Source organism: Paracoccus amoyensis, from assembly GCF_014490725.1.
GTDB lineage: Bacteria > Pseudomonadota > Alphaproteobacteria > Rhodobacterales > Rhodobacteraceae > Paracoccus > Paracoccus amoyensis.
The window spans coordinates 883,768-902,788 of record NZ_JACOQL010000001.1; the positions used below are offsets into that span (position 1 = coordinate 883,768).

The 19,021-nt window shown below is 61.2% G+C and carries 16 protein-coding genes and 1 pseudogene; 8 read left to right on the plus strand and 9 right to left on the minus strand.

Translation table 11 applies throughout. The features are described 5' to 3' along the window. The first annotated feature begins 10 nt into the window (after nucleotides 1-10). The 6 genes and pseudogenes from H4P12_RS04565 to H4P12_RS04590 all read left to right on the plus strand — a co-directional run bounded on the left by H4P12_RS04565 (nucleotide 11) and on the right by H4P12_RS04590 (nucleotide 6,152). Nucleotides 11-1,590: pseudogene (locus H4P12_RS04565) on the plus strand (ABC transporter substrate-binding protein). Between the two features lie 81 nt (nucleotides 1,591-1,671). After that, on the plus strand, nucleotides 1,672-2,679 hold the full coding sequence (locus tag H4P12_RS04570; protein ID WP_187792369.1) for an ABC transporter permease subunit: 1,008 nt from the start codon (nucleotides 1,672-1,674) through the stop codon (nucleotides 2,677-2,679). Then, on the plus strand, nucleotides 2,676-3,584 hold the full coding sequence (locus H4P12_RS04575; RefSeq protein WP_187792370.1) for an ABC transporter permease subunit: 909 nt from the start codon (nucleotides 2,676-2,678) through the stop codon (nucleotides 3,582-3,584). The genes H4P12_RS04570 and H4P12_RS04575 overlap by 4 nt, the downstream gene beginning before the upstream one ends. A gap of 7 nt (nucleotides 3,585-3,591) precedes the next feature. Further along, nucleotides 3,592-4,440 carry an ABC transporter ATP-binding protein gene (locus tag H4P12_RS04580; protein WP_187792371.1) on the plus strand — a complete coding sequence of 283 codons (849 nt, stop codon included), beginning with the start codon at nucleotides 3,592-3,594 and terminating at the stop codon, nucleotides 4,438-4,440. Beyond that, a complete protein-coding gene (locus H4P12_RS04585; RefSeq protein WP_187792372.1) occupies nucleotides 4,437-5,282 on the plus strand; it encodes an ATP-binding cassette domain-containing protein in 846 nt (281 codons plus the stop codon). Before H4P12_RS04580 ends, H4P12_RS04585 begins: the two co-directional genes overlap by 4 nt. Nucleotides 5,283-5,384: 102 nt before the next feature. Then, nucleotides 5,385-6,152 (plus strand): carbon-nitrogen hydrolase family protein, encoded by a 768-nt coding sequence (locus tag H4P12_RS04590; RefSeq protein WP_187792373.1) that lies wholly within the window; start codon nucleotides 5,385-5,387, stop codon nucleotides 6,150-6,152. Here H4P12_RS04590 and H4P12_RS04595 read toward each other — a convergent pair whose 3' ends face one another. Next, nucleotides 6,153-7,799: a flavin monoamine oxidase family protein gene (locus H4P12_RS04595; protein ID WP_187792374.1), complete on the minus strand. Its 1,647-nt coding sequence runs from the start codon at nucleotides 7,797-7,799 to the stop codon at nucleotides 6,153-6,155. Between the two features lie 171 nt (nucleotides 7,800-7,970). Here H4P12_RS04595 and H4P12_RS04600 point away from each other — a divergent pair, with 171 nt between their 5' ends. Beyond that, nucleotides 7,971-8,318 carry a RidA family protein gene (locus H4P12_RS04600; protein WP_187792375.1) on the plus strand — a complete coding sequence of 116 codons (348 nt, stop codon included), beginning with the start codon at nucleotides 7,971-7,973 and terminating at the stop codon, nucleotides 8,316-8,318. Here H4P12_RS04600 and lpxB read toward each other — a convergent pair. The 8 genes from lpxB to H4P12_RS04640 all read right to left on the minus strand — a co-directional run bounded on the left by lpxB (nucleotide 8,296) and on the right by H4P12_RS04640 (nucleotide 18,414). After that, a complete protein-coding gene (lpxB, locus tag H4P12_RS04605; protein WP_187792376.1) occupies nucleotides 8,296-9,456 on the minus strand; it encodes a lipid-A-disaccharide synthase in 1,161 nt (386 codons plus the stop codon). The two genes, H4P12_RS04600 and lpxB, sit on opposite strands and share 23 nt — an antisense overlap. Nucleotides 9,457-9,521: 65 nt before the next feature. Beyond that, complete coding sequence (locus H4P12_RS04610) at nucleotides 9,522-10,319, minus strand: LpxI family protein (RefSeq protein ID WP_187792377.1); 798 nt, start codon at nucleotides 10,317-10,319, stop codon at nucleotides 9,522-9,524. Then, complete coding sequence (gene lpxA / locus H4P12_RS04615; RefSeq protein ID WP_187792378.1) at nucleotides 10,316-11,101, minus strand: acyl-ACP--UDP-N-acetylglucosamine O-acyltransferase; 786 nt, start codon at nucleotides 11,099-11,101, stop codon at nucleotides 10,316-10,318. Before lpxA ends, H4P12_RS04610 begins: the two co-directional genes overlap by 4 nt. Beyond that, nucleotides 11,094-11,573 carry a 3-hydroxyacyl-ACP dehydratase FabZ gene (gene fabZ / locus H4P12_RS04620; RefSeq protein ID WP_187792379.1) on the minus strand — a complete coding sequence of 160 codons (480 nt, stop codon included), beginning with the start codon at nucleotides 11,571-11,573 and terminating at the stop codon, nucleotides 11,094-11,096. The genes lpxA and fabZ overlap by 8 nt, the downstream gene beginning before the upstream one ends. A 77-nt stretch (nucleotides 11,574-11,650) precedes the next feature. Then, nucleotides 11,651-13,774 (minus strand): hypothetical protein, encoded by a 2,124-nt coding sequence (locus H4P12_RS04625; protein WP_187792380.1) that lies wholly within the window; start codon nucleotides 13,772-13,774, stop codon nucleotides 11,651-11,653. Continuing rightward, on the minus strand, nucleotides 13,771-16,530 hold the full coding sequence (locus H4P12_RS04630) for a DUF4159 domain-containing protein (RefSeq protein ID WP_187792381.1): 2,760 nt from the start codon (nucleotides 16,528-16,530) through the stop codon (nucleotides 13,771-13,773). Before H4P12_RS04630 ends, H4P12_RS04625 begins: the two co-directional genes overlap by 4 nt. Continuing rightward, nucleotides 16,530-17,399 carry a DUF58 domain-containing protein gene (locus tag H4P12_RS04635; RefSeq protein ID WP_187792382.1) on the minus strand — a complete coding sequence of 290 codons (870 nt, stop codon included), beginning with the start codon at nucleotides 17,397-17,399 and terminating at the stop codon, nucleotides 16,530-16,532. The genes H4P12_RS04630 and H4P12_RS04635 overlap by 1 nt, the downstream gene beginning before the upstream one ends. Nucleotides 17,400-17,406: 7 nt before the next feature. After that, on the minus strand, nucleotides 17,407-18,414 hold the full coding sequence (locus H4P12_RS04640) for an AAA family ATPase (RefSeq protein ID WP_187792383.1): 1,008 nt from the start codon (nucleotides 18,412-18,414) through the stop codon (nucleotides 17,407-17,409). Nucleotides 18,415-18,478: 64 nt separating this feature from the next. Here H4P12_RS04640 and H4P12_RS04645 point away from each other — a divergent pair, with 64 nt between their 5' ends. Next, nucleotides 18,479-19,021 (plus strand): DUF1285 domain-containing protein, encoded by a 543-nt coding sequence (locus H4P12_RS04645; RefSeq protein WP_187792384.1) that lies wholly within the window; start codon nucleotides 18,479-18,481, stop codon nucleotides 19,019-19,021.

The following is a 19,021-nucleotide window of genomic DNA, read 5'->3' on the forward strand; positions in this document are numbered from 1 at the left end:
TCGCACCCTGATGACCGCATCAGCCTTTGCCTTGATTGCGGCTGCCCCGCTTTCGGCGAAGACCTTTGTTTATTGCTCGGAAGGCTCGCCCGAAGGCTTTGATCCGGCGCCCTACACCTCGGGCACGACCTTTGACGCGGCCGCGCATACCGTTTACAACCGCCTGACCGAATTCAAACCCGGCACGACCGAAGTCGAGCCTAGCCTGGCCGAAAGCTGGGACGTGTCCGAAGATGGCAAGGAATACACCTTCCACCTGCGCAAGGGCGTCAAGTTCCACTCGAACGACCAGTTCACGCCGACCCGTGACTTCAACGCCGATGACGTGATTTTCAGCTATACCCGTCAGGCTGATACGGAAAGCCCGTGGCATCAGTATATTCCGGGTATCACCTATGAATATTACAGCTCGATGTCGATGGACAAGCTGATCGAGAAGATCGAGAAGATCGACGACTATACCGTCAAGATCACGCTGACCTCGCCCGAGGCACCCTTTATCGCCAATACCGCGATGCCCTTCCTGTCCATCGCGTCCAAGGAATATGCAGATCAGCTGGACGCTGCAGGCACGCGCGAAGGGCTGAACAACACGCCCATCGGCACCGGCCCGTTCCAGTTCGTCGCCTATCAGAAAGACGCGGTGATCCGTTACAAGAAGAACGCCGATTACTGGGGCGAAGCGCCGAAAATCGACGATCTGGTCTTTGCGATCACGCCCGACGCTCGGTCCGCCTGCAAAAGCTCAGCGCGGGTGAATGTCACCTGATGCCCTACCCCTCGCCCGCCGATCTCGAGACGATCCGCAACAACCCGGATCTGAAGATGGACGAGCAGTCGGGTCTGAACGTGGGCTATCTGGCCTATAACACCACCATCGCCCCGTTCGACAACCCGCAGGTCCGCAAGGCGCTGAACATGGCGATCGACAAGACCGCCTTGATCGACGGCGTTTATCAGGGCAGCGCCGAAGTCGCCAAGAACCCGATCCCACCGACCATGTGGAGCTATAACGACGCGGTTCAGGACGACGAATACAACCCCGAAGAAGCCAAGAAGATGCTGGAAGAAGCGGGCGTGACCGATCTTAACATGCAGATCTGGGCAATGCCGGTGCAGCGCCCCTACATGCCCAACGCGCGTCGCGCGGCGGAAATGATGCAGTCGGACTTTGCCAAGGTCGGCGTCAACGCCGAGATCGTGTCCTATGAATGGGGCGAATATCTGGCCAAGTCGATGGAACCCGGTCGTGAAGGCGCCGTGATTCTGGGCTGGACCGGCGACAATGGCGACCCGGACAACTTCCTGTCGGTTCTGCTGTCCTGTGCCAGCGCAACCGAAGGCGGCGCAAACCGTGCTTTCTGGTGCAACGAAGAATTCTCGGACCTGCTGGCCAAGGCGAAAGCCAGCAGCGATGTCGCAGAGCGCACCAAGCTTTATGAAGAAGCACAGGTGATCTTCAAGGATCAGGCACCATGGGCCACGCTGGCGCATTCGACGCAATATGTGCCGATGTCCAAGAATGTGACCGGTTTCGTGCAATCGCCGCTTGGTGATTACACCTTCGCTACGGTAGATATTACCGAATAACGGTCGCCATCTCGACGTAACAATGCAGGGGCCGCGGAGGGGTTGGAAAACCTCTTTCGCGGCCCTTCAGGCTAGGATGCGATGTTCAAATTCATCATCTCTAAACTGCTTTATCTGGTCCCCACCTTCATCGGGATCACGATAGTCGCCTTTGGCTTTATTCGTTTGTTGCCGGGGGATCCGGTTCTGCTGATGGCAGGTGAGCGCGGCGTTTCGCCGGAACGATATGCCGCCATTACGGAACAGCTGGGGTTCGACAAACCCGTCTGGCAGCAATATCTGCAATATCTGGGCAATTTGCTGCAAGGTGATCTGGGGACGTCACTGGTCACCAAAAAACCTGTTCTCGACGAATTCATGGCGCTTTTCCCGGCAACCGTCGAACTGGCGCTGCTGGCGATCATTATTGCCGCCGCCATCGGCATTCCCGTCGGTGTTCTGGCAGCGATCAAGCGCGGATCCTGGTTCGACCAGATCTCGATGGCGGGTGCGCTGGTCGGCTTTTCCATGCCGATCTTCTGGTGGGGCCTGCTGCTGATCATCTTCTTCTCGGGCTATCTGGGCTGGACGCCGGTCTCGGGTCGCATCTCGTTGATGTATTACTTCGAGCCGGTGACGGGCTTCATGCTGATCGATAGCCTGCTGTCGGGTCAGGAAGGCGCGTTCAAATCCGCGCTGTCGCACCTGATCCTGCCGTCCATCGTGCTGGCGACGATTCCGCTGGCGGTGATTGCGCGACAGACCCGCTCGGCCATGCTGGAAGTGATGGGCGAAGATTACGTTCGCACCGCCCGCGCCAAGGGGCTGTCGCCGCGCCGCGTGGTCGGCATCCATGCGTTGCGTAACGCAATGATCCCGGTCATCACCACGATCGGCCTGCAAGTCGGAGTCCTGATGGCGGGCGCGATCCTGACCGAAACGATCTTCTCGTGGCCGGGAATTGGCAAATGGATGATCGATTCGATTTCCCGTCGCGACTACCCGGTCGTTCAAAGCGGTCTGCTGTTGATCGCGCTGATCGTGATGATCGTAAACCTGATCGTTGACCTGACCTACGGTCTCATCAACCCGAGGATTCGTCACAAATGACCGATGCAAGCACAACTGTAAAAGTATCCAGCGGCGCAATCCGTCGGCAGATGCTGAAAGATTTCTGGTTCTATTTCAGCCGGAACAAGGGCGCGGTCATCGGGCTGTTCGTCTTTATCCTGCTGGTGCTGACGGCGGTGTTCGCCCCGGTTCTGGCCCCTTACAACCCGGCAACCCAGTTCCGCGATGCGCTGCTTGTCCCGCCAGTCTGGCAGGATGGTGGCAGTTCCCGTTTCCTGCTGGGCACGGATGCGGTTGGCCGTGACCTGCTGTCGCGCCTGATCTATGGGGCGCAATATTCGCTGTTCATCGGCATCGTCGTTGTCGGCGTGGCACTGATTGGCGGGATCATCATCGGACTTGTCGCGGGCTTCTATGGTGGCTGGGTCGATACGGTCATCATGCGGGTGATGGATGTCATTCTGGCGTTTCCGTCGCTGCTGCTGGCACTTGTGCTGGTCGCCGTTCTGGGGCCGGGGCTGACAAACGCGATGATTGCCATCGCGATCGTCTATCAGCCGCATTTCGCGCGGTTGACCCGCGCTGCAGTCATGTCCGAAAAACGGCGCGAATACGTTACCGCCGCGCGTGTCGCGGGGGCCGGCAATCTGCGCCTGATGTTCAAGACGATCCTGCCCAACTGTCTGGCGCCACTGATCGTGCAGGCGACCTTGTCGTTTTCCTCGGCGATCCTTGACGCCGCTGCCCTGGGTTTTCTGGGCATGGGGGCACAGCCGCCCGCGCCGGAATGGGGCACCATGCTGGCAGAAGCGCGTGAATTCATCACCCGCGCACCCTGGGTCGTGACCTTCCCCGGTCTGGCGATCCTGATCTCGGTTCTTGCCATCAACCTGATGGGCGACGGGCTGCGTGACGCGTTCGACCCGAAACTGAAGCGGAGCTGAGCGGACCATGGCACTTTTGACAATCAAGAACCTGACCGTCCGCTTTGCCACCTCGACCGGATCTTTCACTGCCGTGGACAGCATCGACGTCACCGTGGACAAGGGCGAAGTCCTGGCCATCGTGGGCGAATCCGGCTCGGGCAAGTCGGTGTCCATGCTGGCGGTGATGGGGCTTCTGCCCGATACGGCAACGATCACCGCCGACGAAATGACCTTTGACGGCCAGGACCTGAAACGCCTGTCGCCAAACCAGCGGCGCAAGATCATCGGCAATGAAATCACGATGATCTTTCAGGAACCGATTGCGTCGCTGAATCCGTCCTTCACGGTCGGTTATCAGGTCGAAGAGGTCTTGCGCTTCAAGATGGGAATGGGCCGCCGCGCGGCCCGCGCCCGCGCGATCGAACTGTTCACGGCAGTCGGCATCCCCGAGCCGGAACAGAAGCTGAAGGTTTATCCCCACCAGATGTCGGGCGGACAAAGCCAGCGCGTGATGATCGCGATGGCGATTGCCACCAATCCACGCCTGCTGATCGCGGATGAGCCGACCACGGCCTTGGACGTGACCATCCAGAAGCAAATTCTGGACCTGCTGATGAAGTTGCAAGAGGATTACGGCATGGCCCTGATCATGATCACGCATGACATGGGCGTGGTCGCGGAAACCGCTGATCGGGTGTCGGTTCAGTATAAGGGCAAGAAGATGGAGGAAGCGGACGTGCTGTCGCTGTTCGAAAATCCTCAAAGCAATTATACGCGAGCGCTGCTGTCGGCTTTGCCTGAAAACGCGACCGGCGACCGGCTTCCGACCGTTTCGGACTTCTTCAACCCAGAGGCTGAGGAGGCCAAGGCATGACCATTGCAGCAGAAGGCCGCAACCTGATCCGCGACTATGAAATCCCCGGCTCGATTTTTCGGGGATCATCATCGGTTCGTGCGGTCAAAGGCATCAGCTTTTCGGTCGAACGGGGCAAGACGCTGGCCATCGTCGGCGAATCCGGTTCCGGGAAATCCACGCTGGCGCGGATCATCGCGCTGATCGACCCGGCGACCGAAGGCGAATTGCTGATCGAGGGGAAACCCGTTGACATCGCTCGGCAAAAGCCCACCCGTGACATGCGTTCGACGGTGCAGATGGTGTTTCAGAACCCCTATGGCAGTCTGAATCCGCGCCAGAAGATCGGCGATGTGCTGACTGAACCTTTGGCGCTGAACACCAATGTGCCTGCGGCAGAACGTCGTAAACGGGCCGAGGAGATGTTGGAAAAGGTCGGCATGCCGCGCGAGGTGTATAACCGCTATCCGCACATGTTCTCGGGCGGGCAGCGGCAGCGGATCGCGATTGCGCGGGCGCTGATGCTGAACCCGACACTTTTGGTGCTGGACGAACCTGTCTCGGCGCTGGACTTGTCGGTTCAGGCGCAGGTGTTGAACCTGTTGGCGGACCTGCAGGCCGAATTCGATCTGGCCTATGTGTTCATCAGCCATGATCTGTCGGTGGTGCGCTATATCGCCGACGATGTTCTGGTGATGCACAAGGGCGAGGCAGTCGAACAGGGAACGCGGGACGAAGTTTTTGCCGACCCCAAGCACCCCTACACGCGCCAGCTTTTCGCCGCGACCCCGGTCACCGATGTCGAAGCCATTCGTGCGCGCGTGGCCAGCCGTCAGGCCGCACGGGCATCCGCCCAGTCATAAGTTCATCGCGGCCCGCCCCCGTGGGCCGCGACCCAAGCCATAGTTGCGTTTTCGGGCCAGCTTAGCCACCATTGCTTCACTCGATGATCCGGCGAGGTCCAGATGAAAGTTGCGCTTCTTCAGTTGCACCCCCTCGATGACGCTGACAGCGCCGATCCGGGCTGGCTGGCCCCTATCGCGCGCAATCTGGGCAATCTGGGCGTCGATGTTCTGGTGCTGCCCGAACTGATCCTGCCCGGCTATAATCGGCCCGACGCGCATCGCGATCTGTCGCAATCCCTGAGCGGCCGATGGGTCCAGCAAATAAGCAGTATCGCCCGCGACGCCAATCTGGCGATCACCTTTGGCTGGGCAGAGCGGGCCGGCGATCAGGTTTACAATGCCGCGTCTTTCATTGGTGCGGATGGCGCGATCCGCGGGCATTACCGCAAGATTCAGCTTTTCGGCCCGATGGAGCGACAAAGCTTCCAGCATGGCAGCGATGACCCGCCCGTCTTCGAGTATCGCGGTCACAGGATCGGAATGCTGGTTTGCTATGACATCGAATTTCCCGAACACGCGCGGTCATTGGCGCGGCACGGGGCGGAAATTCTGGTCGTGCCGACAGCGAACCCCGTTGGCTACGACCATGTTCAGGAATATCTGATCCCCGCACGTGCCAGCGAAAATGCAGTCAACATCATCTATGCCAATTACATCGGCCCGGACGGCGATATGGCATTCGGAGGCGGTTCGGTCATCGTTGGGCCAGACGGCCGTCCGTTGGCCAGTGCGGGCAGGTCGCCGGCGATCCTGATCGCCGACCTGCCCAAGCGCACCGACTTTGCCGATGATACCTTGTCGACACAACTTGGCGAGTTGCGCGCCTGATCAATCCTTCAGCGCAATCGGCCCGAGTTCGGGATAAAGATCACCCGGCCCCGGATTCGCCGCCGATGATGTCCCGCCAAGATGGGTCATGATTCCCCAGACGGCGTTCAACCCTGTCTGCACGGCACCTTCCACCCAGGCCGGGGTCCAGCTGACGCCATCCCCCGCAAGGAACAATCCGCGCTGATGTTCCGGCAGACGATCCTGCATGAAATGCCCGTAAACGCGATGGTTATAGCGGTAATGCCCTGGCAGCGCGCCCTTGAAGGCGCCAAGGAAGTTTTCATCCGCTTCCCAGCTGACGATCAGGGGCTTGCCGCGAATATGGCTGGCGATATCGACATCGGGATAAACCTTCTTCAGCGCCTTCAACGCCAGATCCACACGCTTTTCAGCCGAAAGCGGCAGCACCTTCAGCGCATCGGTCATCCAGCTGTAGGACAGGCAGATCACGCCCGGCTGGTCAGCGCCATTATCAAAGAAATAGGTGCCGCGCGTCAGCCGGTCGGTCAGTGTCATAGACATCGCGGGACGACCACTGACCGGATCCTCATCCCTCCAGAAGGGGCGATCCACCATGATGAATGTCTTGGCCGCCTGCATGTAACGGGTGCGATCCAGCGCCATCCACAGCTTCTGTTCGAACAAATCCTCGTCCACGTCCATCGCTGTGGTCAACAGATGGCTTTGACAGGTCGCCAGCACGGCGGCGTAGTCATCTTCGTTACCCCACTGATCGGTTACGACAATCGCTCCACCGGGTTTGCGCGAAATCGCCGTGGCGCGGGACCGGGTTGCACTGCCGTTCAGGCTGGCAAGGCTGGTGCCTTCCCGCCAATAGGCGCAGGCAGGCGTCGCATGCCACAGCCGCCACAGCACATTGGTCACGCCACCAACGACATAGCGTTGATCATCGTCAAAGCCCAACAGATTGACCCGCAGGATTTCCAGCATCGAGTTGGGGAAATCGCTGTCCCATCCCCCTGTGCCAAAGCCAACTTGCCCAAAGACTTCGCGATGCCGGAAACTAAGGGCCTGAAACGCATCTGATCGCGTCACGAAGTCATAGAAGGTGCGTTCGTCCCATTCCGCCACCAACGGGTTCCACAGCGATTTCACGCGGTGTGCATCACGGGCGATAATTGCCTCTCGCAATTCGGGATAGGCGGCGTGCTGCGCCAGCGCCGCATCATAGGCGGTGGCGATTTCGCGATACAGGGCGGGCAGATCATCCAGCTTGCGGGCGAACAGGGTTTCCCCCTCAAGGTCGATCACCGTCGATCCCGCCGCCCCGCTGAGCGGATTGGGAAAAGGTTCGGACCTGCAACCGACAAGATCGTGGTAGTGAAAGAACCCCCGCGACGAGACGGGAAACCGCATCCCGCCAAGTTCCGCAACAATGCCATTTGTGCCCTCGAATGTGGCCGAGCGCAGACGGCCCCCGAATTTATCGCTCTCATAGATGATTGGACACAGCCCCATCTTCATCAATTCAAACGCCGCGATGATGCCTGACGCCCCTGCCCCGATAATGGCGACTTTTTCGCCCTGCATCTCGGCGGGGATTTGGCCCAGCCCGGCGGGATGCTTGATCCAGTCGTCATAGGCGAAAGGAAAATCCGGGCCAAAGGCGCTTAGGGTCTGCATCGTCGTCACTCCATTCCTGTCGGTCCGCGCATTGTCTTTGGGTGTTTGACATGCGCTTGGCATGAATTGCCCCTGAACGATGGGTCAGTCAACCACCGCTTGCCCCAAACGGCGCGTCTGGTTAGCGTCGCGACGAAATCGAATCCCGATCCCTTAGTTTGGAGACTGAAAATGACTGATATAAACCGCCTCGAATCCGGCAAACGGATGAGCCAGGCCGTCGTGGCCAACGGCACTGTCTGGCTGGCCGGTCAGGTTGGCGAAGCGGGCGCGCCCGTCGCCGATCAGACCCGTCAGATTCTGGCCGAGATTGATCGTCTTCTGGCAGAAGCAGGCACGGACAAGACCAGGATCGTTCAGGCCATCATCTGGATGGCAGACATGAAAGACTTTGCCGCCATGAACGAAGTCTGGGACGCCTGGGTGCCCGCAGGCCATGCCCCCGCCCGCGCGACCGGCGAAGCGGCACTGGCGACGCCGGAATATCTGGTCGAGATCATCGTGACCGCGGTTCTTTAATCGCCTCAAGGACCGAGCGCGCCGCGCGAAGGCCCGGCGCCTCTCCTCCTCTGCCTAACCGCTCCATGGTCAGGTCCATGGCGGCATATTGCGCATCGCGCACGGAATCATCTTCCAGCACGTTCTGCAAAGCCTCGGCCAAAGGAGTGGGTTGGCAATCACGGCCCAGATATTCGGGAATGGTGCGGGTTTCGCTGACCAGATTGACCAGCGTCACCGTATCCGTGCGGATCATCATTCCAATGATCCAGCGGCTCAGCGGCGCCATGTCATAGCTGATGACCATGGGCACCCTGTTGGCAGCCAGTTCCAGACTGACCGTGCCCGATGCCGCCAACGCCAGATCGGCCGCAGCAAAGGCTGCACGTTTTTCGTCGCTGTCCTCGATCACGATGGGGTCGGTGGGCCAACGTTTCGTCATGTCCCGGATCATCTGCGACACACCCGGAACAGTCGGCAGAATGACGCGAATTTCGGGAATGCGGTCGCGCAGACGCATCAACGCCTCATCAAAACGCCCGCCAAGCCGCGAGACTTCGGATTTGCGCGACCCCGGCAGACACAGGACCAGTGGCGCATCGGCGTCGATCCCGTGTTTGGCGCGAAATGCAAATGCCTCTTCGGGGCTGGCAACCTTCTCTGTCGCGATCGGATGTCCGACAAAGTCGCACGTCATCCCCGCCGCGCGCATCAAGGGTGGCTCGAACGGCAGGATCGCCAAAACATGATCTATCACCTTGGCCATCTTGTCGGCACGCCCCGGACGCCACGCCCAGACAGACGGGGCGACATAGTGGATTGTGCGCATCTTTGGCTGGATATCCCGCACCGCACGCGCAACGCGCAGGCAGAAATCGGGGCTGTCGATGGTGATCAGCGCATCGGGCGCTTCCTGGATCACCGCATCTGCGGTCTCTTTGATGCGCCGTTTCAAATGCCGGTATTTGGGCAGAACCTCCCAAATGCCCATCAGGCTAAGTTCATCCATCGGGAACAGACTGCTTATGCCTTGCGCTTGCATCAGCGGGCCACCGACACCCACAAACTGCACGTCCGGCACCAGTTCCTTCAAGCCCGCCATCAAGGCCGCACCAAGCTGGTCGCCGGACGGTTCACCCGCAATGAGAAAAAATTTCATGCGTCATCCATCCGTTTTTGTGCCCTGATACGCGGCATAGACACGCGCCGCCTGTAACAGATCGCCTAGCCTCGCGACCAAAGGAACAGCCCGGATTCGCTTGCACGCCGGATACACTCGTCACGGTCCAACAGGATAACGCTGCCAGCCAGCCATGCGATCCCGGCAAGTCCGGCGTTTGCGACCTGACTGACAGTATCGGGGCCAATGGTCGGCAGATCGATGCGCCGATCCTGATTGGCTTTAGGCGCTTTGTAGAACACGCCTTTGGCGCCATTCGGATCGGGCCGCAACGATGCGTAGCGGCCAGAGAAATCCAACATCGCTTCGGTTCCCGGCAGCGTCTCTAGCGCAAGGCACAGGCCCTGCGCCACGACCACACCCTGCCCGATATCCAATGCGCCCGTAGCGGCCAGCAATTCGGCCCCACGTTCAGCATCGCGACGGTCCGCATCCGAGGGCGTCCCCACCAGCAGCCCTTCGGCTGGCACAAGATCGGGCGCGGCATCGGCGATGCCCCAGATGGTCAAGCCATGTTCCTCGAATACGTCCAGAACGGCACGCAGCGCGGCATCATCGCCCGATTGCATCGCCATCAGGATGCGCGGCACCAATTGGGCCGTGCGCGGATCGAATAATTCCGGGTCAAGACGCGGGCGGCGGATGGCACCAGCAAAAACGACGCGGCTGACATCCGCTTCGATCAGGCCATCCAGAAAGGGCACCAGCCGTTCGATGCGAAAAGGTTCTGCCGGAAAGTCCGGTTCATACCCTTCCAGCGCATAGATCAGCGGATCATCCAGGTTTTCGACGACAGCGGCGGAAAGCCCGCCCTGTCCGGCAATTACAGCGGTTCGGGTCATGATTTCATGGTCAGGAAAGAACGGTCGGACGGACCAAGGATGAACTCCAGCATGTCACGCTGCATTGGGCCGACATCTTGCCGGGCATATTGCTTTGCGCCTTCGCGGAAGGATGTCTGCGACAGTCCGGTCAGCATTTCGCGCAATGCGGCAATATCGGCCCGTGTTGCACCGCGACGTTTCAGCCCGACGAGGTTCAGCCCGTCCAGATGGCCGCGCGGCCCCTGCACCAATCCATAGGGAATGACATCCGCCGTCACCATGGTCACGGCACCAATCATGGCGCCGCGCCCGATGCGCACCCATTGATGCACGCCCGACAAGCCGCCGATAATGACATCATCTTCCAGATGGCAATGCCCCGCGACCGAAGCGTTGTTAACCAGAATGACCCGGTCACCGATCTGGCAGTCATGGGCGACATGCGACCCGGCCATGAACAACCCGTCATTGCCGACACGGGTGACGCCGCCACCCCCTTCTGTGCCGGGGTTCATGGTCACATATTCGCGGATCCGGTTCCGCGCACCGATTTCCAGCCGTGCACGTTCCCCGCGAAATTTCAGATCCTGTGGAACCTCGCCGATCGAGGCGAAGGGAAAGATCGTCGTTTCCTCGCCGATCGTGGTTTCACCCGTCACCACGACATGCGATTTCAGCACCACCCTGTCGGCAAGATCGACCTGCGGGCCGACCACGCAGAAGGGACCGACTTCGACGCCTTCGCCGATCTGCGCGCCATCCTCGATGATGGCCGAAGGGTGGATACCCGGCTTACGCATCATCCGCGCGCGCCATCATTGCGGTAAATTCAGCCGAGGCGCACAACTGGCCATCGACCATCGCCTTGCCCTCGAATTTCCAGATCTTGCCGCCGCCACGAATGGCCTTGCAATGCAGTTCCAGCACATCGCCCGGAACGACCATGCGACGGAACTTGCATTTGTCGATGCCCATGAAATAGGTCAGCATCGGCTGGTCGATGATGTTCATGCTGATGCCCACCACAATGGCCGAGGTCTGCGCCATCGCCTCGACAATCGTGACGCCCGGCATGATGGGCTGATCGGGGAAATGCCCCTGAAAATGCGGCTCGTTGCAGGTGACATTCTTGATGCCAACGCCGCCCTCGAAGGGGACGATATCGCGCACCTTGTCAACGAACAGGAACGGATAGCGGTGTGGGATGATCCGCTTGATCAGCGACAGATCAGCCTCGGTATAGGGTGCGGGGTTGCGCTCAGCTTCGGCCATTCTTGTTCCTTCACGCGATTTATCTTGGGTTAACAACGCCGCCTCGGCTTGGCAAGCGTATCACGCCGCTCCGTGGCTCAGGCGGGCCTGTTTGGCGTTTGGCCGCCGCCGCGACGGCCTTCGGACAGCCAGCCCATCAGGATCAATCCGGCGATCAGCAGAAGCCATGCCCAACCCGGTAAAATCGACCGCCTTTGCAGCCCGGTGACGGTTGCGGCATCGCGTGGCGTTATGCCGATCCAGTCCGATCCGACACTCCGCCCATGCGCTGTGCGTCCCTGGGCAACGTTGCGGATATCGGGCACCCCATCGGACAGGCGCACCACCCCGCCATGCGTCGCTTCGATCAGCGGGGTTAAGTGTTCGTCGCTGGCGATGGTCCGTTCAAATTCTTTCGGCGCAGCGGGTCCGACAGCAATGACGGCACGCTGATCGCCGTCGCGCAGCCGGTAAAGCCCCGGTTCGGGCGCAGTCCATTCGGCGGTGAAACGACCGGGCGCGGTTTCCGTCAGCGTCACAGATTGTTCCGTGCCATCCGGCAAGGTGATGATCAGGGGACCGGCGCGTTCCAGCAACGTGCGACGGGTAACGCGAATATCCAGCCCGTCCGTCACATCGGCTTGCAGGGATTCCTCTTCCAGCTCCGGCTCTTTCATCGACCAATGCGCGATGCGGCGCAGCAATTCCAGTTGCGGCCCACCGCCTTCAAAGCCGCGCCCCCATAACCAGACCTGATCCGATGTCAGCATCGCCACCCGGCCCTCGCCCACCCGGTCCAACAGCAGCAACGGGGCCTCATCCGGCCCAGTCATCGCGATCTGCGCGTCGCCGACTGGCGTCGTGTCCGACATGCGCAGCCAGCGTCCCCAGTGATCGGCCTCGTCCTCCCCCTCCCCCTCGACCGGCGCGCCGGGCAGTTGGGCCGTGACGGGGTGGCGCCGCCCTTCTGCGGTCAGTTGTGGAACAAACGGCTCTTCGATCACCCGGCCCGTCGGACGCGCAGGCAGGATTGTCCCCAGTGGCGACAGGTTCAGGCTTTCGACGCCCGACATTTCCGGCCCGGCGGCCACAAGGATTGCCCCGCCGTCCCGAACGTAGCGAACAATGTTCTGGTAATATCCCGGCGGCAGGATGCCCTGCACATGATAGCGGTCCAGAATGATCAGGTCGAAATCGTCGATCCGCTCCATGAACAATTCCTGCGTCGGAAAGGCGATCAGCGCCATTTCGTTCACGGGAACGCCATCGCCCTTGTCCGGGGGGCGCAGGATGGTGAAATGGATCAGATCGACAGCCGCATCGGATTTCAGCAGATTTCGCCATGTCCGTTCGCCGGCATGCGGCTTGCCCGAAATCAGCAGCACTCGCAGGCGGTCACGCACACCGTTGATGCTGATCGCGGCAGCGTTGTTGCGATCTGTCAATTCGTCGCCATCGGGGGCGTCAAATCCGATCTGGACAACGTTCCGACCCGCATGGGTCAAAGTGACCGGCAGTTCCAGCGGCACGCCCACAGGCACCGAGACCAGCCGCTCATTCTCTCCGTCAAGGCTCAGGCGCAGATTGACGGCTTGCCCGCGCAATTCTTCGGGAACTGCGCCTTCGTCATCGACCCGCAGACGAATTATCACCTGCTGGTCGATCAGACCAAAGGCCGGGGCTTCCTCGATCACCAAACGGCGATCCCAATCCTGCGGGCGTCCAGTCAGCAGCAGATGAACCGGCGCGGGTGCGGTTTTCGGCACCATCGGCGCGTCATGGATTTGACCGTCGCTGATCGCAATGACACCTGCCAGACGGCTTTCCGGTTCGGCCGCGATGGCGCGGCTAAGGCTGGTCGCCAAAAGCGTGCCGTCTTCGGCATCACCGACCGTGATCCGGCGCAATTCCGTATTTGGAAGGCCTGCGATCTGTTGGGACAGTTGTTCGACAGCAGCATCGGTCTGATCGCTGCGTCCCGGCAAGGTCTGACTGGCCGAGCGATCATCCAGCAAGATGACAATATCACGCAAGCTGGTCCTGCTGCCCAGTTCCAGGGCAGGTCCAGCCAACGCCAACGCTGCCGCCAATCCGGCAAAGCCACGCCAAGCCCATCCGCGCAGCCCACGCCACAAGGCAAATCCCGCGACCAGCAGCGCCAGAACCGTCAAAGCGGCGATTACCCACCACGGCAGCGCGGGATCGAAGCGAATCTGGGTCATCGCCCGACCTCCTCTTCCGTGCGCAGGCGATCCAGCAAGGCCGGTACATGCACCTGATCCGATTTGTAATTCCCGGTCAGCACATACATGACCAGATTGATGCCAAAGCGATAGGCCATCTCTCGCTGCCGTTCGCCTTCCCAGCCTGCGCCGATGGGATAGACGGGATAGCCATTATCATCGACCGCCCAGGCCTCGGCCCAGCTATTGCCGCCGATCACGACCGGACTTACCCCGTCATTCAATTGCCGGAATGGCATCCCCTCGGCGGCTTCGGCACCAACCGGGGGCGCTTCGATCCAGACCGTATCGCCCTGCCAGCGGCCCGGAAAATCCTGCAGCAGATAGAAGGTGCGGGTCAGCACATGATCCTGCGGCACCGGGGCCAGCGCCGGAACATCCAAGGGCGCTGCCAGATCACGCAGAGCCTGCGACATGTTCGGGCCGCCGACACCGGCCAGATCGCCGTCGCGGGTATCGAACAGGATCATGCCGCCCGACCGCAGATAGTGGTTCAGCCGCAGATATGCCTGAGGTGAGGGCAACGGCTGTTGATCCGTGATCGGCCAATACAGCAAGGTCAGGACCGACAGGTCGTCATGATCCAGATCAATCGCCACCGGCTTGCCGGGTTCAACCGACGTGCGTTCACGCAGGATATAGGACAGCCCTTCCAGCCCTTGCCGAGAGGTCTCGTCGATCTCTTCGTCGCCGGTCGTGACATAGGCCAGTGCAACCTCATTCGCCGCGCGGGTTATTTCGGCATTCAGATCCTGGGCATCGACCTTTGGCGCCGGCAGCATCAGCGCAAGCAACGCCAGCCCCGTGATCGCCCCGACGCGCCGCTTGCGCCCCGCCAGGATGCTGGAGCCAAGCGCGTCCAGCGCCATCAGCATGGCGGCAATCGCCAATAACGGCCCCTTCAACTCACGCCCCTGAGGGGCGTCCACCAGCTCCACCGTCGCGCCGGGCCACCTGGAAAGCCGGTATTCCACCCCGGCATTCAAGGCCTGACGACGTTCACCGGCGGCATAAATGCCCGCTGGAAGATCGGGTCCGGGGCCTTGCGCCAGGTCTTCGACCGGAACTGGCGACAGGCCATCGGGCACCTGTTCGCGACCGAAACCGTCCAGCACGATTTCCGGCGTCCAGAACGGCTGCTCTCGATCTTCGGCCTGTTCTTCGGTGGCGGTGACCCGCGCCGTCGCCACCAGCCTGTTCAGCATGTCGACGAACAGGCCAGAGATCGGCAGATTCGACCATTCGGCATTCGCAGTGATGTGAAACAGCACAACCTGCCCTTCGCCAAGCCGGTCGCGTGTGACCAGTGGCGTATTGTCGCTGAGCGAGGCGATGGTTTTTGCAGCCAGATCGGGTGCGGGCTGTGCCATCAGCTGGGCGCGGATCGACACGTCCTGCGGCGCTGTCAAACCCGCAAAAATACCGTCTGCGGGAAACGGTGCCAGACCGCGCGGATCACCCCAACTTAGCGCACCGCCGATGTCGCGGCCGCCCTGACGCAGCGCAACGGGCAGCAGCGGTTCTTCCAGCAAATCTTCATCCGCTGCCATATGCGGACCGGCGAAACGGATCAGCAAACCACCGGCGTTGACCCATTCGGCCAGTTCGCCGATTTCGGGCATATTGACCTGATCGACAGCGATAATGACATCCGGCGCACTGTCCAGCACATCGCCCAGGCCGCCTTCGACGACGTCGGATGTCGGTGCAAGCGCACGACGCAGGTAATGCATCGGCGACAACAATTGCTGCCCTTCGAGCTGACGGTCGGCATCGCCAACCAGCCCCACCTTGCGTCGCTTCACCCGGTCATCCGCCAGCACAATGGCACCCGCATGGGTTTCACCTTCGATCTGAAAGCGTGTCACGCGATTGCGCAATTCCGGCGGCAGGTCGATTGCGACAGGTCGGGTTGTCACCCCGCCCGAGATTGTGCCGTCGCCGGGCGACAGCCGGGCAAGCTCTCGTTCGATCCCCTGCGGGTCGGGGCCAATGGCCAAAATCGCGGGCACCTCTTGATCGGCGGATGTCAGCGTCAGCGACGGGGTATCGCCGGCATGCAAGGTCAGGCTGCGCGCGGCTTTGGACGGCGCAACAACCGTTACCGGGCCGCGTGCGGTCAATTCGGCCAACCATGCCACGCGGTGCGGATGGTCCAGGCCATCATCAAGCCACAGCGTTTGCAACGACCCATCAGGCACGTTCGCCAGCGTTTGGGCAGGATCGGCGGGAAAGACCGAGCGCCATGACACCGGTTCCGCCGCCCGCAGGCTGGCCAGCAACGTGTCAGCCGCCGCGAATTCCAGCGGACCCGGAGCCGCCCGCCCATCCGCGATCAGCAGCGCCGCCGGACGACCATCGGCGGCGGCCTTGGTCAAGGCACGCTCGGCCCGCGTCTGGCGGCTGGCCCATTCCGGCGCGGCAGCCCATCCGGCATTCAGAACCACCAGCAACGGCCCGGTGCTTTGTGACTGAACAACTGGTCGCCACAGCGGTCCGGAAAACGCCAAGATCAATGCTGCGATCGCCAACATGCGCAGCAATAGCAGCCACCACGGCGTGCGCAGGGCAATCGGGCTTTTGTCGGCAAGGCCCTTCAGCAGCTCGACCCCCGGAAAACTGATCCGGCGCGGCGATGGCGGCATGGCGCGCAAGATAAGCCACAGAACCGGCAGCACGATCAATGCAGACAGAAGCCATGGAACGGCAAAGCCTAAGGGGCCAAGAACAAGCATCAGCCCCCCAGAACCTGATACAACCAGCCAAGCGCCACGGCGGGCGGGGTATCGGTGCGATGATGCCCGAAATACCAACCCGCACCTTGCGCCGTTGCCTGCAACCAGTCCCGTCGCTGCGCCAGTCGCATCAGATAGGCATCGCGCAAGCCGGCGGCATCGCGGCTGTCATGGCGAGAACCACCGGAAAGCGACTGAAATTCGACCGCGCCGGAATAGGGAAACTGCTCCTCGTCCGGGTCCAGTATCTGCAGCAGAACGCCTTTGACCCCGATACTGCCCGCGCGCGACAGCAGCGCATCCACCCATGCCGGATCAGTCAGGAAATCCGACATGATCACAAGCCGCTGGTTCGGGCGCAGCAGATCCGGGGATGGCGCATCGCCATCTTCTTCGGACCAGATAGCGGCGCTGATTGATTCCGCCAACCGGTCGATCTGTCGCCTTCCCGCCCGTGCCGGATGCCCAAGAAGGCCGACCTTTTCCCCACCACGTGCAGCAATCATCGCCAGCGCCAAGGTCAGCAATTGCGCCCGCTGCCCCTTTGTCGCGCGTTCGGGATCGCCGCTGAAACGCATTCCCTGCCCGCCCGAAACCCATAGGCTGAGGGTCTGGGCCGTCTGCGCCTCGCGATCGCGAACGAACTGCCCGTCGGACCGCGCCGAGCGACGCCAGTCGATATTGCGGGCAGCCTCGCCTTGTTCAGCGGGCCGATATTGCCAGAAATCTTCGCCCGGACCGCCGCGACGCAAACCATGTGCACCGGGCGCGACCAGACGGGACAACCTGTCGGCTGACAGGATCAGCCCCGGCAAATGCGCGCTGGCATCCTGCGCTCGGGCGCGAAGCTCGGCGGGACCTAAACTCAAGACAGCCTCACGCCGCCTGCTTGCGCGACAGGCGACGATCCAGCACGCGGGCGATCACCTGTTCGACGGTTTCCCCGCGTGCCAGCGCCGCAAAAGACAGCGCCATGCGATGACGCAAAACCGGGGCTGCCAAAGCCTCGACATCGTCAAGGCTGGGTGCGAACCGCCCATTCAGCACGGCGCGTGCCCGTGTCACCAGCATCAACGCCTGCGCCGCACGCGGTCCCGGCCCCCAGACCAATGTATCTGCCACAAAGCTTTCCGCCTCGGGGGAACCGGCACGGAAGGCACGCACCAGATCCAGAATCGCTTCGACCACAGCTTCCCCCACGGGCATGCGGCGAATCAGCTGCTGTGCCTGTATCAGGCCTTCGGCGGTAAAGGCGGCATGCGCCCGACCATCTTCAACACCCGTCGTCGCCAACAGGATGTCGCGTTCCGTGTCGCGGTCGGGATAGTCGACGTTGATCTGTAGCAGGAAACGGTCCAGCTGCGCCTCGGGCAAGGGATAGGTTCCCTCTTGCTCGATCGGGTTCTGGGTGGCCAGCACATGAAATGGGCGGCCCAGCGGGCGATGCTGACCACTGACGGTGACTTCACGCTCCTGCATCGCCTGCAACAGCGCCGATTGTGTTCGGGGCGAGGCGCGGTTGATCTCATCCGCCATCAGAAGCTGGGTAAACACCGGCCCTTCGATAAAGCGAAAGGCACGACTGCCATCGGGCAACACGTCCAGCACTTCGGAGCCAAGAATATCGGCCGGCATCAGGTCGGGCGTGAACTGAATGCGCTGACTGTCCAGCCCCATCACCGTGGCCAGCGTATCGACCAACATTGTTTTACCCAAGCCCGGCTGGCCGACCAGAAGCGCGTGCCCCCCCGACAGAAGTGCGGCCAGAACCTGTTCAACAACAGCGTGTTGCCCGACGAAGCGACGTTCGATGCTGGATCGTGCATCAGTCAAAAGCTGACCTAGCTGTTCGACCTCTGGCACCAGATTCTCATTCGAACTCATGACAACGTCCTTTTGCTGCTTTAGAGCTAACCATAAGGAGTTTGAGGAAAGGCGACCACAGGGAATGCCGCAGGACAGTGACAAAAGCGTGAGTGCGGACGGAATTGCCGCCGCCGTGGGCAAGGCATCCAAGGGCGGCCTGCCGCCGGTCCATTTATGGAATCCTCCATTCTGCGGCGATCTGGATATGGAAATCCGCGCCGATGGCACGTGGTTTTACCTGGGCACACCCATCGGGCGGCCAGCGATGGTTCGTCTGTTTTCGACGGTCCTTAAACGAGAGGGCGACGATTTCTTCCTCGTCACGCCTGTCGAAAAGGTCGGCATCCGCGTTCAGGATGCGCCCTTTGTTGCAACGGATGCAGAGATTGCGCCGGACAAGATCACCTTTACCACGAATGTCGGCGATCAGGTTGTCGCCGATGCGGACCACCCGATCATCATTCGCGGAGACATTCATGAACCGCGTCCCTATGTGCATGTTCGGGCGGGGCTAGAGGCTTTGATCGACCGCAAGACCTTTTATCGGCTGGCGGCTGCCGCCGATGCGGTGGCTGGCAAGATCGGCGTGCAATCTGCGGGCCAGTTCTTTGCGTTAGAGCCTTAG

What these genes read in the sequence shown, in the direction of transcription:
- H4P12_RS04600 (WP_187792375.1), top strand. Translation starts at nt 7,971, where the DNA reads ATGACTGATATAAACCGCCTCGAATCCGGCAAACGGATGAGCCAGGCC.
- lpxB (WP_187792376.1), bottom strand. Translation starts at nt 9,456, where the DNA reads ATGAAATTTTTTCTCATTGCGGGTGAACCGTCCGGCGACCAGCTTGGT.
- H4P12_RS04585 (WP_187792372.1), top strand. Translation starts at nt 4,437, where the DNA reads ATGACCATTGCAGCAGAAGGCCGCAACCTGATCCGCGACTATGAAATC.
- H4P12_RS04640 (WP_187792383.1), bottom strand. Translation starts at nt 18,414, where the DNA reads ATGAGTTCGAATGAGAATCTGGTGCCAGAGGTCGAACAGCTAGGTCAG.
- H4P12_RS04580 (WP_187792371.1), top strand. Translation starts at nt 3,592, where the DNA reads ATGGCACTTTTGACAATCAAGAACCTGACCGTCCGCTTTGCCACCTCG.
- H4P12_RS04625 (WP_187792380.1), bottom strand. Translation starts at nt 13,774, where the DNA reads ATGACCCAGATTCGCTTCGATCCCGCGCTGCCGTGGTGGGTAATCGCC.
- H4P12_RS04630 (WP_187792381.1), bottom strand. Translation starts at nt 16,530, where the DNA reads ATGCTTGTTCTTGGCCCCTTAGGCTTTGCCGTTCCATGGCTTCTGTCT.
- H4P12_RS04595 (WP_187792374.1), bottom strand. Translation starts at nt 7,799, where the DNA reads ATGCAGACCCTAAGCGCCTTTGGCCCGGATTTTCCTTTCGCCTATGAC.
- H4P12_RS04610 (WP_187792377.1), bottom strand. Translation starts at nt 10,319, where the DNA reads ATGACCCGAACCGCTGTAATTGCCGGACAGGGCGGGCTTTCCGCCGCT.
- H4P12_RS04590 (WP_187792373.1), top strand. Translation starts at nt 5,385, where the DNA reads ATGAAAGTTGCGCTTCTTCAGTTGCACCCCCTCGATGACGCTGACAGC.
- H4P12_RS04570 (WP_187792369.1), top strand. Translation starts at nt 1,672, where the DNA reads ATGTTCAAATTCATCATCTCTAAACTGCTTTATCTGGTCCCCACCTTC.
- lpxA (WP_187792378.1), bottom strand. Translation starts at nt 11,101, where the DNA reads ATGCGTAAGCCGGGTATCCACCCTTCGGCCATCATCGAGGATGGCGCG.
- H4P12_RS04645 (WP_187792384.1), top strand. Translation starts at nt 18,479, where the DNA reads ATGCCGCAGGACAGTGACAAAAGCGTGAGTGCGGACGGAATTGCCGCC.
- H4P12_RS04575 (WP_187792370.1), top strand. Translation starts at nt 2,676, where the DNA reads ATGACCGATGCAAGCACAACTGTAAAAGTATCCAGCGGCGCAATCCGT.
- fabZ (WP_187792379.1), bottom strand. Translation starts at nt 11,573, where the DNA reads ATGGCCGAAGCTGAGCGCAACCCCGCACCCTATACCGAGGCTGATCTG.